This window comes from Streptomyces sp. NPDC048636, from assembly GCF_040650655.1.
Classification (GTDB): Bacteria; Actinomycetota; Actinomycetes; order Streptomycetales; family Streptomycetaceae; genus Streptomyces.
The window spans coordinates 340,236-355,589 of record NZ_JBEZHR010000002.1 but is presented as its reverse complement, the minus strand read 5'-3'; the positions used below and the strand labels follow the sequence as shown (position 1 = coordinate 355,589).

The following is a 15,354-nucleotide window of genomic DNA, read 5'->3' as shown; positions in this document are numbered from 1 at the left end:
TCATCCGCGCCCCGCGTGCCCCTGCGCGGTGGCCACCGCCGGGAACGCCGCCTGCGCGCCGAAGACCCGCTCCCCCGGGGAGCCGCCGCCGCGCAGCAGGGCCGCGCCCAGCGGGGTCAGTGTGTGCAGTACGGCGCTGCCCTGGCGCAGGGTGTGCACCAGCCCGGCCTCCCGCAGCACACTGGCGTGCTGGCTGGCCGAGGCGAGCGATACGCCCACCCGGCGGGCGAGTTCACTGGTGGTGCAGCCGCCGCCGACCTCCAGCAGCACCGCCGAGCGGGTCTGGCCGACCAGCTTGCCCAGTGAGCGGGCGCAGGCCGGTTCGGGGGCCGGGCGCGGCTGGAGACGCGGCGGAGCGGTGCGCCGGGCGTGCTCGACGGGATAGACCAGTACCGGGGTGAGCTCCGGGTTGCGGAAGGTCACCGGGGTGCCGCGACAGAAGAACGACGGCAGCAGCAACAGCCCCCGGCCGCGCAGATGGAGGTCCCGGTCGTCGGGGTAGTCGACCTCCAGCACCGGTGCCCGCCAGCGCATCGTGGGCGGCAGCGAGGACAGCAGGCCGTCCGCCCCGCCATCCAGCAGCGCCCGGCCCCGGGCGGCCCGGTCGGCTTCGATCCGGGCCTGGATATGGGGCCAGTAGGGGGCGATGGCCGCCCGGTGGTAGGTGCGCAGGGTGGTGATCAGACGATCCAGCGGCCGCGCCTCGCCCTGGGCGAGATCACGTATCCAGCCCGGGAGGGCGCGGGACGCCGGCAGCCCGGCTATCTCGTGGTGCAAGCGCTCTCCCGGTGTGGCACGCAGCGCGGCCATGGCACTGTCGCAACCGATTACCCCTTCGGCGGGTGTCAGGAAGTCAGGAAAATAACCGCGCGAGGGAATGAGGGGCGCCAGGAGCCGCGCTTCCCCGTTGAGCCGGTTGCGCGCTTCCGAACGCCATTCCCCGTATACGGTCTCGGCCCGGTTCTCCCGTAGGCGATGGAAACTCAGAACGGTTTCCCAGAGCACATCCGGGCGTACCGCCATCCGCAGCCGGGCCAGATCGAGTTCACTGAAATGAACACGTAGCACTAGACCCTCACATGTGACATGCCGACCGTCCCCCCGATCACCGATGAGTATGCACGCTTACACGGTCAGTCACCACGTCCTTTTGGCCAGATGTGAAACGAGGCGCGCCCCAGGGCTGCGAAGAGGAAAGCTGTTCCTTGTGCAAACGGGAGGCCACCGGCGAAAAGCCCCGGGGCCGTCCATAATTCAACAGGCGGTGCTCAGAGCCACATAGCTCGTTCCCGTGGGGGGTGACGAGTGCGTTACGGCGACTGGGCACTTGTGTTGCCGCCCGTAGCCGATGCGCGTGGCAACAGCTCCCGTGGGGGGAGTGAGAGGGGGCGGCACCTCCGCACAAGGTGCCGCCCCCTTTGAGAGCCGGGGCAGCCGCCGGGCTGAGGGATTCCCGGCCATGCCCCGGTGGTCAGCCGCTCACCGCCGCACGGCCCGCCTCCAGGCGCGCGACCGGGATGCGGAACGGCGAGCAGGAGACGTAGTCCAGACCCACCTGGTGGAAGAAGTGGACGGACTCCGGGTCGCCGCCGTGCTCACCGCACACACCCAGCTTGAGGTCGGGGCGGGTGGCCCGGCCGGCCCGTGCCGCGTCCCGGACGAGGGCGCCCACGCCGTCCTTGTCGATGGTCTCGAACGGGCTGACCCCGAAGATGCCCTTCTCCAGGTAGGCGGTGAAGAAGCTGGCCTCGACGTCGTCGCGGGAGAAGCCCCATACGGTCTGGGTGAGGTCGTTGGTACCGAAGGAGAAGAAGTCGGCCGACTCGGCGATCTGAGCGGCGGTCAGCGCGGCGCGGGGCAGCTCGATCATGGTGCCGAGGGAGAGCTTGAGGTCCACGCCCCGGGCCCGCTCGACCTCCTCGATGATCTGCTCGGCCTCCTCGCGGACGATCTCCAGCTCCTGGACCGTACCGACCAGCGGGATCATGATCTCGGCGCGCGGGTCGCCCTTGGCGTCACGGCGCTCCGCGGCGGCCTCGGCGATCGCCCGGACCTGCATGGCGAACAGCCCGGGGATGACCAGGCCGAGCCGTACGCCGCGCAGCCCCAGCATCGGATTCTGCTCATGCAGCCGGTGGACGGCCTGGAGCAGCCGGAGGTCGTTCTCGTTGTGGTCCTTGCGGGACTCGGCGAGCGCGACGCGCACCGACAGCTCGGTGATGTCGGGCAGGAACTCGTGCAGCGGCGGGTCCAGCAGCCGTACGGTGACCGGCAGTCCGTCCATCGCCTCGAAGAGCTCGACGAAGTCGTCCTTCTGGAGCGGCAGCAGCTCGTGGAGGGCGGCCTCGCGCTCGTCCTCGGTGTGGGCGAGGATCAGCCGCTCGACCATCTCCCGGCGCTCGCCGAGGAACATGTGCTCGGTGCGGCACAGCCCGATGCCCTGGGCGCCGAACCGGCGGGCGCGGGAGGCGTCCTCGGCGTTGTCCGCGTTGGCGCGGACGCGCAGCCGGCGCACCCGGTCCGCGTAGGCCATGATCCGGTGCACGGCGCCGACCAGCTCGTCGGCCTCCTCGGCGCCGGCGTGCATCCGGCCCTCGAAGTACTCCACCACCGGGGAGGGCACGACCGGCACCTCGCCGATGTAGACCTTGCCGGAGGAGCCGTCGATCGAGACGACATCGCCCTCCTCGATCACCACCGCGTCCTTGCCGTCCCGGCCGGGGGCGGTCATCCGGCGCCGCTTGGTGTCGACTTCGAGCTCCTCGGCACCGCAGACACAGGTCTTGCCCATCCCGCGGGCGACCACGGCGGCGTGCGAGGTCTTACCGCCGCGGGAGGTCAGGATGCCCTCGGCCGCGATCATGCCGTCGAGGTCGTCGGGGTTGGTCTCACGGCGGATGAGGATGACCTTCTCGCCCGAACGCGACCATTTGACGGCGGTGTACGAGTCGAAGACGGCCTTGCCGACCGCGGCGCCCGGGGAGGCGGCGATCCCGCGGCCGATCCGCTGGACCGTGTCGCCGTCGGCGACCTCGAGGTCGAAGCGCGGGAACATGAGCTGGGCGAGCTGTGCGCCGTTCACCCGGCGCAGCGCCTCGGCCTCGTCGATCAGGCCCTGGTCCACCAGCTGGGTGGCGATCCGGAAGGCGGCACCGGCGGTGCGCTTCCCGACGCGGGTCTGGAGCATCCACAGCTTGCCGCGCTCAATGGTGAACTCGATGTCGCACAGGTCCTTGTAGTGCGTCTCGAGGGTTTCCATGATCTGCATCAGCTGGTCGTAGGACCGCTTGTCGATCTGCTCGAGGTCGGCGAGCGGAACGGTGTTGCGGATGCCCGCGACCACATCCTCGCCCTGCGCGTTCTGGAGGTAGTCGCCGTAGACGCCCTGGTGGCCGCTGGCGGGGTCACGGGTGAAGGCGACACCGGTGCCGGAGTCGGGGCCGAGGTTGCCGAAGACCATGGAGCAGATGTTGACCGCGGTGCCCAGGTCGTGCGGGATGCGCTCCTGACGGCGGTACAGCTTGGCGCGGTCGCCGTTCCAGGAGTCGAAGACGGCGCGGACGGCGAGGTCCATCTGCTCGCGCGGCTCCTGCGGGAAGCTGCGGCCGGTCTGCTTGGCGACGATGTCCTTGAACTCGCCGACCAGCCGCTTGAGGTCGGCCGCGTCGAGGTCGACGTCGACCACCACGCCCTTGGCCCGCTTCGCCTCGTCGATGGCCTCCTCGAAGAGCTCACCGTCCACGCCGAGGACCGTCTTGCCGAACATCTGGATGAGACGGCGGTAGGAGTCCCAGGCGAACCGCTCGTCCCCCGCCTGCGCGGCCAGCCCGGCCACGGAGTCGTCGGAGAGGCCGATGTTGAGGACGGTGTCCATCATGCCGGGCATCGAGAACTTGGCGCCGGAGCGTACGGATACCAGCAGCGGGTCGTCCGACTGGCCCAGCTTCTTGCCCATCTTGGTCTCGAGGGCCTCGAGGTGCGCACTCACCTCGTCCCGCAGGGCCGCGGGCTCCGAGCCGCTGTCGAGGTAGACCTTGCACGCCTCGGTGGTGATGGTGAATCCCGGTGGCACCGGGAGACCGAGGTTGGTCATCTCGGCGAGGTTGGCCCCCTTCCCGCCGAGCAGGTCCTTGAGATCCTTGTTGCCCTCGGTGAAGTCGTAAACGAACTTCTGCTGATCTTGTGTTTCCGGCACGGGACTCGATCTCCTCGGCTCGGCTGCCCTGACGGCGGGGAGCGTACCCAGATCGAAGGCGCCTGAGCATGTCCACTCCACCGTCATTCGGCTGTAACCACCCGCCTGCCACGCGTTCGAAAGTTCGGCGGGGAAAGCGCATCATTTTGCCAAGGCTTCAAGACTCGAACACATGCCCACGCTCCGCAGAAGACCGCCTCCGCTTTCACCACTCTCCGTGACCAAATGCCGGAGGTATCGAACATCAACAAGGTGGCACTGAGTGCCACGTATTGGAGAGGTGAGCGCAGCCTTGACCCATCGGAACCCCTTCATCTGGTCGCTCATCTGAGCGGAGAGCTGATCAGAGTGGCGAGAATCACGCCCTTGTGCGGGGCCGTATCTCGTCTTTTGGATACAACGAGAGGGGTCTCGCTCAGATGAGCGATGTGCAGGTGAGCGGGGCCGTAGCCACCCGGAAAAAGGTCCGGCGGCACCCTCCCGCCTCCCGTACCGGCACCCCCACGCCGCTATCGTGACGGCACATTCCAGGACAAGGAGGGCCCGTGACCGGCACCCGGCCCGCGCCCGGACCACACGGACGGCTGGCACAAGGCGCCCGCCGTGTCCTCCTCGACAACTGGACCGGCACCTCCACCGTGCCCTCCCGCACCCTCTACCCCCATCAGTGGAGCTGGGACTCGGCGTTCATCGCGATCGGGCTGCGCCATCTGATGCCACATCGCGCCCAGCGGGAGCTGGAGACCCTGTTCGGCGCGCAGTGGGGCGACGGCCGGATCCCGCATATCGTCTTCAACCCGGCGGTGCCACGCGACGCCTACTTCCCCGGCCCGGACTTCTGGCGCTCCGCCACGGCGGGCGCCGCCGCCGGAGCCCCGGCACGTCCGGAGACCTCCGGTATCGTCCAGCCCCCGGTCCACGCGCTGGCCGCGCTGCTGACGCACCGGGCCGATCCGGACGCCTCGGTCCGCAGCGGCTTCCTGGACCGGGCGTATCCACGGCTCGCCGCCTGGCACGGCTATCTGACCCGGGCCCGCGATCTGGGCGGCCACGGGCTGGTGTCGGCGGTCCACCCCTGGGAGCCCGGCATGGACAACAGCCCCTGCTGGGACGCCCCGCTGGCCCGGGTCACCCCTGTCCCGCCGGGCGCCTTCCACCGCGCCGACCTCGACCACGGCGCCGCCGCCGACCGGCCCACCGATCTGGACTACGGGCGCTACGTCCGGCTCGCCACGGACTACCGGGACCGTGGCTACCGGGACGGCGGCCACCGGGACGGGGCGGCTCCGGACACGGGGTTCGCCGTCGAGGACCCCGGGACCAACGCCCTGCTGATCGCCTCCGAACACGCCCTGGCCGAGATCGCGATGGCCATCGGCGCCGACCCCGGACCCCACCGGATCCGGGCCGCCCGGCTCACGGCAGCGCTGGTGGACCGGCTCTGGTCCGCCGCCACCGGGCTGTTCCTCTGCCGTGACGTGCGGACGGACACCCTGGTGCCCGAGCGGAGCGCGGCGGGGCTGCTGCCCCTGCTCCTCCCGGACCTGCCGCCCGCGGTACGGCGGGCGCTCCTCGCCACCCTCCGGGGCGAGCACTTCGGTCTGGGCCGTACGGTCCGGCTGGTCCCCAGCTATGACCTGCTGGGCGCGGCCTTCGACCCGTTCCGCTACTGGCGCGGCCCGGCCTGGTTCAACGTCAACTGGCTGCTGGAGCGCGGCCTGCGGCTGCACGGCGAGACGGCCACGGCCGACGCCCTGCGCACCGCCGTCCTGGAGTCGGCCGCCGCCTCCGGCTTCGCCGAGTACGTCGACCCGTACACCGGCCGGGCGCGCGGTACGAGGGCCTTCAGCTGGACGGCGGCGCTGGCGCTGGACCTCGCGCTGGCCCCGGAGTCCGGCGTCTGAGCCCTCACTCCGGGTCGCCGTCGCCGCCGCGCAGCGCGTCCAGGGCTTCGCGGGTCTGCCGGGTGCAGTTGTGCTCCTCGCCGAGGACCCGTGCGCTGATCTCGAGCACGGCGCGCCACTCGGCCGCGGCCTCGTCCGGCCGCCCGAGCCCCTGGAGCGAGGTGCCGAGGTTGTGCCGGGTCCACAGGGTGTTGGCGTGCTCCGGGCCCAGCACCCGGGCGCGGATCCCGGCCGTCTCCCGGTTCTCCGCCTCCGCCTCGGCGAACCGGCCCAGTTTGTTGAGGACGTTGGCACGGCTGTGCCGGGCCGTCAGGGTCAGCCGGGCCTCGGCGCCCAGCGACCGGGTACGCCCCTCGACCACCCTGCGGTACTCCGGCTCCGCCTCCTCGTACCGCTGCTGGTCACGCAACAGGTCGGCGAGCCGGCGATGGGTCAGCAGGGTGGTGGGGTCGTCGGGCCCCACCTCGTGGTCCTCGCCTTCGGCCGTTCTGCGGTACTCGGCCTCGGCCTCGTCCGTCCGCCCGAGCTGTTCCAGCGCCCCGGCCAGGCAGTAGCGCGTCGCCAGGGTCGGCTGGGCGTCCTCCCCCAGCAGCCGGACGCGGTCCTGGAGCAGCGCGGTGAAATGGGACAGCGCCTCGTCGTGCCGACCGGCCAGCCCCAGACTGACCCCGAGGTGATGGCGGGTGGTGAGGGTGCTGGGGTGTTCGGCGCCGATCACCGAGAGCTGGGTGTCCAACAGGGCACGGTGGGCCGTCTGTGCCTCGTCGTGCCGCGCCTGGTCGTCCAGGATCATCGCTTCCAGACGGCGGGCGACGAAGGTGTCGGGGTGCCACTCCCCCAGGGCTTCGACCGTCTCCGCCAGCAGGGTGCGGACTTCGGCCGCCGCCTCGGTGAACCGCTCGAGGGCACGCAGCCGGTTGATCCACTTGCGGCGGGCGGTGCGGGTCCGCCAGTGCCGGGGCCCGAGGGCGACGGACGTCTGCTCGGTGAGCTCGTGCCAGAGCGCTTCCGCCTCCTCGGTGAACCGCCGGGCGATCAGGATGTCGCCCAGGGTGAACCGTGCCGTCAGCAGCGCCGGGTCCCTGGCGGGCGCCTCCGGCGCGCACTCCTCGACGGCCTCCCGCATCTGGGCCTCGGCCTCGTCGTAGCGTCCCAGCCGCTCCAGCGCGGTGGCCCGCCAGGCGCGGGCGTTGACGGTATCGAAGTGGCAGGCGCCGAACAGGGCACCCCGGCCGACCGCGACGGTCAGCAGTTCGCGCTCGGCCTCCGTCACCCGCCCGAGGGTCAGCAGCATCCGGCCGCGCTGAAGCCGCAGGCTCAGCACGGTCCGCAGGTGCTCGGCATGGCCCCTGCGCTCCCAGGTCCCGATCAGGGCGCGGCACTCCTCCTCCGCGCCCGCCGCCCGTCCGGCGTCCTCGAGGAGGTCGACGAGATAGGAGCGTGCGAAGAGGGTGTACTCGTGGTCCGCGCCGTGTTCCTCGGCCGAGATCGCGACCACGTCCCGCAGCTGGCGCTCCGCCTCGTCATGCTTCCCCAGCTTGTTCAGCGCGAGCGCCAAGTGGCCGCGGAGATTACGGGATTCGAGGTCGACGGCGGGCTCCAGCCGGGCGATCGTCGCCCGGATCTCCCGGCACAGCTCGTCCGCGTCGTCCGTCCATCCGGCGGCGAGGAGCTGTTCGGCGAAGGCCGCCAGGGTCCGTACGGCCGACCAGCCGGTCTCCTCGTCCCGTTCCTCGGCCCGGGTCAGCACCGTGTCGGCCCGTTCCAGGACCGCCGGCGGCAGCCGGGGGTCCGCGGCGATCCGCCGCACCAGCGCGGTGAGCGGTGGCTGTACCCACTCGGAGGCGCCGGAGCGCGGTGGATGGGCGGCGGGCCGCTCCTCCGGCGCGGGAGCCGGGGCCTCCGCGTCCGGTTCCGGTTCGTCCCGCGCCAGCCCCAGCCGGTGCAGCAGCTCCGGCGACGCCGCCGCGAACGGACGGGCCTCGGCCGCCACCGCCGTGTCGCCGTGGGGCCCCGACAGCCGGGCGCGGAACGCCGGTCCGCCGCTCTGGCGGCGCATCAGGAAGTCGGTGACCTGTGCCGCCGTGTCCAGCGCGGCCGAGGTACGGACGGTGTCCAGCAGCAGATCGGCGACGCCGGGGTGGAACGCGTACTCCTCCGCCCCGCCCCCGCGACGGCGCAGCAGCCCGCCGAGGAAGACCTCGGCGAGCGGTGCGGCTCCGGCGCCGCTCGCGTCATGGATCAGCCGCATCACCGGCAGGGTCAGCGGACGGACGGTGGCGAGCGCACCGGCCAGGCGCTGGCTCTCCGGGGAGGCGGCGGCGCGGAAGCGGCGCAGCCGCTCCTCGGGGGTGGGCGCGGGCACCGGTGCGACGGCCCGGGAGGTGACCGGCTTCTCGGCGGCGTCCAGCAGCATCACCGGCAGCAGCGCGCTCCCCTCGCCCGTGCCGGTGAGGGCCGCCCAGGCCGCCAGGTCCGCCCCGGTGGGCTCCAGCACCGGCACCGGGGTGCCCGGGTACGTCCTGAGCCCGGGCGGCAGTACGGGGTGACGCACGGTCAGCGCCCGGCCCGGCGCTCCCTCCCGGCCGCCCGCGCCGACCAGCAGCCGCTCGGTGGGCATACCGCGCTCGGGCCACAGCCGCGCGGGCAGCGGCTGCACCACCGCCACCGGCGAGTGGCGGGCCCACCGGTGCAGCAGCCGCGGGATCGCCCCGCTGCTCCAGCCGGGTCCGACACCGTCGGACAGGACCAGCACCACGGTGCGGCCCGAGGGGTCGAGCAACTGGCGGACGCCGCGGCGCGGGGCGCCGGGGGCGTACGGGCGGGCTCGGAGCACCGGCCGGGTCTCCGACGCGCTGTCCAGGCCGTAGCCGCGGACCGAGCGGAAGGCGCCCTGCCGCTCCAGCAGTACCCGCAGTTCGGCGGCGAGCTGCCGCCACAGCACCATCGACGGGCCGTCGTCCACGACGAGCGCGACGCTCAGCCAGCGCTCGGGCCTGGGGCGCAGCACCACATCCGGCAGTCCGGTCTCGGCGATCCAGTCGGCGGTGGCGGCCTCGTCCAGGGCGAAGGCGGTCCTGGAGGGGACGCTTCTGCGCAGCGGGCGCAGTGCGCGGGACAGCCCGCGGGCGCCGGGGAGGGCCCGTACACCGCGGATGTCGACGGCGCGGGCCGGGCGGGCGGCGGCGGGACGGACCGCGCCGGGGGCGAACAGCCCGGTGGGGGCGGTGGGTTCGGACCCGGGGCCGTCGGCGGGCGCCCCGGTGGCGTCACGGCGGCGCGCCGCTCCGCCGGTGTCCTCGCCGTCGGCCCGGTCGGCGGGCTCGTCGGTGCCGGGGGGACGGGCCGGGCCGCCGCCCTCCCCGGCGGGCGCGGCCGGGGCGGTGGTGGCGGCGAACCACAGGGCGTCGCGCAGCTCCTCCGGGGAGAGTTCGACCCCGGCGTCCTCCAGCAGGGCGCACAGCCGCCCGATCATCACACGTCGGCTTCGTTGAGCGAGCGGAACAGCTTGTCGAGGACGGTGTGGTCCACCCGGACCCCGGAGGAGCGCAGCCGGACGGCGTTCAGCAGCTGGTCGGTGGCGAGCTCGCGCTCTTCCCGCAGGGCCACGAAATCGGCGATCATGCCCAGGGCGCGGCGGCCGACCTCGTCCCCGAGGTGCATGGTGACGATCTGCTGGAGCTGCCGTTCATCGGGCTGCTGGAGATCCAGCCGTACACAGCGGCGCAGGAAGGCCGGGGGGAACTCGCGCTCGCCGTTGCTGGTGATGACCACGACGGGGAAGACCCGGCAGCGCACCCAGCCGTCCTCCGGGATCCGCGCCTTCTGCCGGGAGCCGGTGATCCGTACCTCGGCCTCCGTCTCGCGCAGCCGGGCCAGTTCGGGGATCTCGAACTCGCCCTCCTCGAAGACGGTGAGGAGGTCGTTGGGCAGATCCACATCGCCCTTGTCGAGCTCGTCGATGAGCAGCACCCGGGGTGTGTCGGCGGGCAGCAGCGCGGTGCCCAGCGCGCCGAGCCGCAGATAGTCGCCGATGTCGGGCTCGTCGGCGGCGCTTCCGCCGTCCGCGCGCTGCCGCAGCGACGCGTCGCGCAGCCGTCCCACCGCGTCGTACGCGTACAGCCCGTCGCCGAGGGCGGTACGGCTGTTGACCGGCCAGTGCAGCACCTCGCCGAGCGACAGTTCACGGGCGACGGCGTGGGCGAGGGTGGACTTGCCGGTGCCGGGGCGGCCGCTGACCAGCAGCGGGCGGTGCAGATGGAGCGCCATGTTGACGATGTCACGGTGCTCGTCGGAGATCAGGTACGGCAGCCCCCGCCCGGTGGCCCGGCGCGGGGAGTCCTCGCCGAAGCGCCGCCACGGCGGGGCGGTGGGCCAGCTCTCCACCTCGTGGGGCTCGGTGTCGCCGCCCCGGAAGAGCCGCCAGTCCTGTGTCATGTGCTTCCCTCTCCTCGGGGCGGTCAGGGGGCCGACAGATCGAGCGGGCCGGGCAGCGGGCGGTGCGGATCGTCCCAGAGCAGCGCCAGGTGCCGGCCCGGGTGGTCGGGGTCGGCGTCGGCGTCGCTCGCCGAGCGGAGTTTACGCAGTTGCTGGGGGAGCGAACGCAGCTTTTCGGTGCCGAGCAGCGCCTCCAACTCGGCCTCCGCCCCCGCCCGTTCGGGTGCGCCGTGCCACACCAGTACGGGGACGCCGCCGAACAGACAGGCGGTGAACACCTCCGCGCGGGCGCGCGCCGGAGTGGTCAGCACCACGCCGGGGACGTCCTCGCGGGCCTGGAGGTCGCCGTAGACGTTGGTGCTGCGGACGAGATGGGCGGGCAGCCGGTACAGATCGTCGGTGCTCGCCGCCTCGACCGCCCGCCAGCGGCGCAGCCACAGATGGCGCTGTTCCGCGCGGAACTCGCTGCACCGTACGACGACGGGGAAGTCGGTGCCGAGCGAACGCGCGAAGGGGGTGGTCAGCTGCCAGCAGTGGACGTCGAGTTCGAGGTCGGCGGCGGCCACGAAGAACTCCACCACGGTCTCCTGGCTGCGGGCGCAGCCGCGCAACAGCTCGTCCACGCCGCGCTGTATCTCCTCCAGCGGGGCGGGGGTGTCCACCTTGGCCAGCGAGTCGACCCGGTCACCGCGGCGCGCCCACACCTCGTAGGCCCGTCGCTGGCCGGGGCCGGGCGGATGGAGCCGGATCTGCACCCGCTCGTCGACGGGTCCCGCGCTCCGCGCGGCCGCCGCCCGCTCCTCGGCCTCGGCGCGCCGGTCGCGCAGGGCGCCCTCGAGCCCGATCCGCACCGCGCACCCCAGCGACCACGCGCGCAGCGCCTGTGCGGTCTCCACCGGTGCGGTCCCGGTCTCCGCGGTCTCCGCCCGGGGTTCCGGCTCCGCTCCGGCGGCGAACCGCTCGACCGTACGCAGCAGTTGGGGCAGCTGGTGCGGGGCGCACAGCAGCTCCTCGAGCGCGTCGGCCAGCGGTGCGGGGGCCGGGGGCGGCAGCCAGACCCCGGGGAGCTCGGCGCGGGCGGCGTCGGCGAGGCCGTCCAGCTGCCGCGGGGTCAATCCGTCGAGCAGGCCCACCAGTCCGTCGTACTCGGTGCGCAGGAGCCAGCGCCCGGGCTGGAGGACCAGAGACGCCGCGTGGGCCGGGGCGGGCACCGGTTCACCGGGTGCCTCCCCGGCCAGCGCGGCCAGCAGGGTGGCGGTGCCGTGGTGCTCGCCGAGCGCCCAGTCGACCAGCTCCTCGGCCGACGGGGAGGTGGTCGCGGGCGGGGCGGCGGTGAACTCCTCGGACAGCCGGACCAGGACGCGCGCCGCGCGGCCCGGCTCCGCCGCCAGCAGACCGGCGGCCGCGGCGGCCAGGGTGCCGCGCGCCCGCCACCCCCGCTCGTCCAGGGACGGCCGGGGCGCGGCGGGCGGGCCGAGCGTGGTCTCGCTGTCGTTGCCCCTCCCGTCGCTGAGGTGCACGGTCGGGTACTGCCGCAGCCCCTCCTCCCCGTGCCGCCGCAGGAACTCGTCCTGGACGCCCTGCCAGACCCGGCCGAGGTCCGGTGCCGTACCGCCGTCCGAGGCCGCCGCGAGCTGCTCCAGCAGAACGGCGGTGAACACCCCGGCGCCCTGCTGGTTCTTGGCCACGGCCCCGGACTGGCAGGCCCGCATCCAGGAGATCTCCCGGGCGTGGTTGATCTCCCGGTGCCTGGTGAGGTCCTCCGGGGTGGCGGCCAGCTCATGGGCGTGCGCGGGCAGCGCGCGCCAGCAGGCGTCGGTGACCACGGTCACCCGGTCCACACCGCGCCGGGGCAGATGCTCGGTGCGCAGCAGCGACATCAGGTTGTGCGCGTTCAGCCCCCGCATATCGGTGTCGCGCGTCTCGGGGTACAGCAGACTCCAGCGCCCGCCCGGTGCCTGCACCCCGTGGCCCGCCCAGTAGATCCACAGCCAGTCGCCGTCGATACGGCGCAGCTCGTCCATGAAGACCTGCCGGACGGTCCCGCTGTCCGCGGCGCGGTAGCCGGGGTCCGCGTCCGCGAGGGCGGCCCGGTTCTCCTCCTTCGGCGACGCCAGCAGCCGGATGTTGGCCGGGGGTACGCCCAGCCCGGTCAGCCAGGAGCGCATCCCGATCGCGTCCTTGACCGGGCCGTCGAGGGTCCAGTCGTCGCTGCCCCGGTACTGCTCGACGGCCACGATCACCGCGTGGGTACGACGCCAGTCGTGTCCCGCCTCCGTCACCGCGGCAGCTCCGGGGCGAGCAGGTCGTACAGGCGCGGGTGGGCGAAGTAGGAGGTGTGGGCGCGCGGGAAGGGCTGACGGGTGGTCACCCGCAGATCGGTGACCCGGCCGGGGAAGACCTTCGCGCCGACGAAGCCGAGCAGATCGTGCTCGTCGTAGACGTTGATCCAGCGGGGGAAGCCGCCGGGCAGCGGCTCACCGCGGCGCAGCGAGGTGAGCGCGTCCAGCTCGTAGAGGAAGGGCGCCTGCGAGCCGACCGTCACCAGCAGTTCCACCCCGGGCGGCGGTCCGGCGGCGTCGGCGAGCAGATCGACGCAGGCGATTCCGCCGAGGCTGTGGGCGAGCAGCACGACCGGACCGCCCCCGCTCCCGGCGGCCTCCCGCACCGCGGCGGCGATCGCGGCCCGCACTCCCGCGCCGCGGGCCTGGTAGCGGAGGATGTCGCCGCCGGCCGGGACGGAGCCCTTGGTGATCCCGCCGCGGAACACCTGGGCCAGTGAGGAGAGCGGCGAGAGATACGAGTTGAGCATCCGGCCGCCGACACCGCGGGCGGCGCGGGAGACGATCCCGCCGCGGTCGGCACCGCCGAGCTGGTCGGCGAGGGCGCCGACGACGGTGTCCCGGTCGGCGCCGTCCACCGGGAGCAGTTCATCGATGTCGCGTACGGTCTCGGCGGACCGGAGGGCCAGGGCGTAGACCGCGCGGGCGGCGATCACCTCGACGCCGTCGGCGGGCGGTGCGCCGCCCAGGGCGCGGGAGATCTCGTCCGCGACGCGTTCGGCGGCCTCGTCCAGCCCCGGGGCGAGGTCGGCCACCAGCTGGCGCAGACCCGTCCGGCCGCCGTCCGCCACCCCCGCCAGGGTCAGCCCGCGCACCTTGTCCGCGACGGTCTCCCAGGGGTCCACCCGGCCGGGCGCGAACCCCATGTCCCCGCCGTCGCCGGCCGCCGTCTCCGTGAACTCCCAGAGCTCGGCGAGGGGTTCGGCCTCCAGCAGCGCCCACAGGGCCAGCGGATCGTCCTCGTCCGGTACGCCGCCGTCCGGTACGCCGCGGTGAGTGGTGCGCACCGGGATCGACGCCCCGTCGAGCCCCAGCGAGGCGCCGTGGTCCTCGCCCCAGAAGCAGCGGACCACGCGCACGTCGGGACGTACCCGCGCCAGCCCGCTCTCCACACCGCTGAGGCTCTTGTCGTACGAAGTGGCCCGGACCCCCGTGCCATGGACGAAGACGACGCTCGTCACCGATCCCCCCGATCCCCACCGCGGTCGCGCGCCCACAACTTTAACGCGCGATCACCGAGCGGTCACCCGAAGTGTCGACCCCGCGAGGGGAAGCGGCCGGGGGAGCGGCGCGGGGGTGGCGGGCTCAGCCGCCGGAGGTGTCCAGCTCCGCGTCCGCGGCCACCTGGGCGCGGTCCCAGGGGTCGTCCAGCCAGCCGTCCGGGAGGACCACGCGGTTGCGGCCGGAGGTACGGCCGCGGGGGCCGTCGGCACCGGTCGGCCACTCCTGGTCCAGGTCGAGTCCGGCGAGCAGGTCGTCCAGTTCGGCCAGCGAGGAGGCGATCGCGAGCCGCTTGCGCATCTCGGAGCCGACCGAGAACCCCTTGGTGTACCAGGCGACATGCTTACGGAAGTCGATCACGCCGCGCTCCTCGTCCTCCAGCCACTGGGTCAGCAGCTCGGCGTGGCGCAGCATCACGGCCGCGACCTCCTTGAGGGTGGGACGCGCGTACCCGGCGCCGCCGTCCGGCTCGAAGGCGGCCACCAGGTCGCCGAAGAGCCAGGGGCGCCCCAGACAGCCGCGGCCGACGACCACGCCGTCGCAGCCGGTCTCGCGCATCATCCGCACCGCGTCGTCGGCGGACCAGATATCGCCGTTGCCCAGTACCGGGATCTCCGGGACGGCCTCCTTCAGCCGTGCGATGGCGTCCCAGTCGGCCGTGCCGCCGTAGTGCTGGGCCGCCGTGCGCCCGTGCAGCGCGATGGCGGTGACGCCCTCCTCGACGGCGGTCCGGCCCGCGTCGAGGTAGGTGATGTGGTCGTCGTCGATGCCCTTGCGCATCTTCATGGTCACCGGGAGCGGGCCCGCGCCGGAGACCGCCTCGCGCAGGATGGCGCGCAGCAGATGGCGCTTGTAGGGCAGCGCGGAGCCGCCGCCCTTGCGGGTGATCTTGGGCACCGGGCAGCCGAAGTTGAGATCGATGTGATCGGCCAGATCCTCGTCCACGATCATGCGGACGGCCTTGCCGACGGTCACCGGGTCCACCCCGTAGAGCTGGATCGAGCGCGGCTTCTCGGTGCCGTCGAAATGGATCAGCCGCATGGTCTTGGCGTCCCGCTCGACCAGGGCCCGAGTGGTGATCATCTCGCTGACGAACAGTCCCTTGCCGCCCGAGAACTCCCGGCACAGGGTGCGGAACGGCGCGTTGGTGATCCCGGCCATCGGTGCGAGCACCACCGGTGGCCGGACCGTATGCGGTCCGAACTGCAACTGCGCTTGCGACATGGAGTGAGCTTCCTCGCGGTACGACAATGGA

General features: G+C 73.1%; 8 protein-coding genes. 1 reads left to right on the top strand and 7 read right to left on the bottom strand.

Features of this window, described 5'->3' with window-relative positions:
- Both AB0C66_RS07400 and ppdK read right to left on the bottom strand, forming a co-directional pair.
- Positions 1-1,068 carry a helix-turn-helix domain-containing protein gene (locus tag AB0C66_RS07400; protein ID WP_362434073.1) on the bottom strand — a complete coding sequence of 356 codons (1,068 nt, stop codon included), beginning with the start codon at positions 1,066-1,068 and terminating at the stop codon, positions 1-3.
- A 403-nt stretch (positions 1,069-1,471) separates the two neighbouring features.
- Positions 1,472-4,195, bottom strand: coding sequence for a pyruvate, phosphate dikinase (gene ppdK / locus AB0C66_RS07395; RefSeq protein ID WP_362434071.1), 2,724 nt, complete (start codon positions 4,193-4,195; stop codon positions 1,472-1,474).
- Between the two features lie 545 nt (positions 4,196-4,740).
- Here ppdK and AB0C66_RS07390 point away from each other — a divergent pair.
- Entirely contained in the window at positions 4,741-6,099 is a 1,359-nt protein-coding gene (locus AB0C66_RS07390; RefSeq protein ID WP_362434068.1) for a hypothetical protein, read from the top strand.
- Between the two features lie 4 nt (positions 6,100-6,103).
- On the opposite strand, the gene AB0C66_RS07385 is transcribed toward AB0C66_RS07390, so the two are convergent.
- The 5 genes from AB0C66_RS07385 to dusB form a co-directional block, all read right to left on the bottom strand.
- On the bottom strand, positions 6,104-9,574 hold the full coding sequence (locus AB0C66_RS07385; RefSeq protein WP_362434065.1) for an SAV_2336 N-terminal domain-related protein: 3,471 nt from the start codon (positions 9,572-9,574) through the stop codon (positions 6,104-6,106).
- Positions 9,574-10,536 carry a MoxR family ATPase gene (locus AB0C66_RS07380; protein WP_362434062.1) on the bottom strand — a complete coding sequence of 321 codons (963 nt, stop codon included), beginning with the start codon at positions 10,534-10,536 and terminating at the stop codon, positions 9,574-9,576. Before AB0C66_RS07380 ends, AB0C66_RS07385 begins: the two co-directional genes overlap by 1 nt.
- A gap of 23 nt (positions 10,537-10,559) precedes the next feature.
- The gene (locus tag AB0C66_RS07375; RefSeq protein WP_362434059.1) at positions 10,560-12,818 is read right to left on the bottom strand and encodes a caspase family protein; all 2,259 of its coding nucleotides are present in this window, start codon (positions 12,816-12,818) and stop codon (positions 10,560-10,562) included.
- Positions 12,815-14,059, bottom strand: coding sequence for a hypothetical protein (locus AB0C66_RS07370; protein ID WP_362434057.1), 1,245 nt, complete (start codon positions 14,057-14,059; stop codon positions 12,815-12,817). Before AB0C66_RS07370 ends, AB0C66_RS07375 begins: the two co-directional genes overlap by 4 nt.
- A gap of 124 nt (positions 14,060-14,183) precedes the next feature.
- Positions 14,184-15,323 carry a tRNA dihydrouridine synthase DusB gene (gene dusB / locus AB0C66_RS07365; protein WP_362434054.1) on the bottom strand — a complete coding sequence of 380 codons (1,140 nt, stop codon included), beginning with the start codon at positions 15,321-15,323 and terminating at the stop codon, positions 14,184-14,186.
- Positions 15,324-15,354 lie beyond the last annotated feature (31 nt).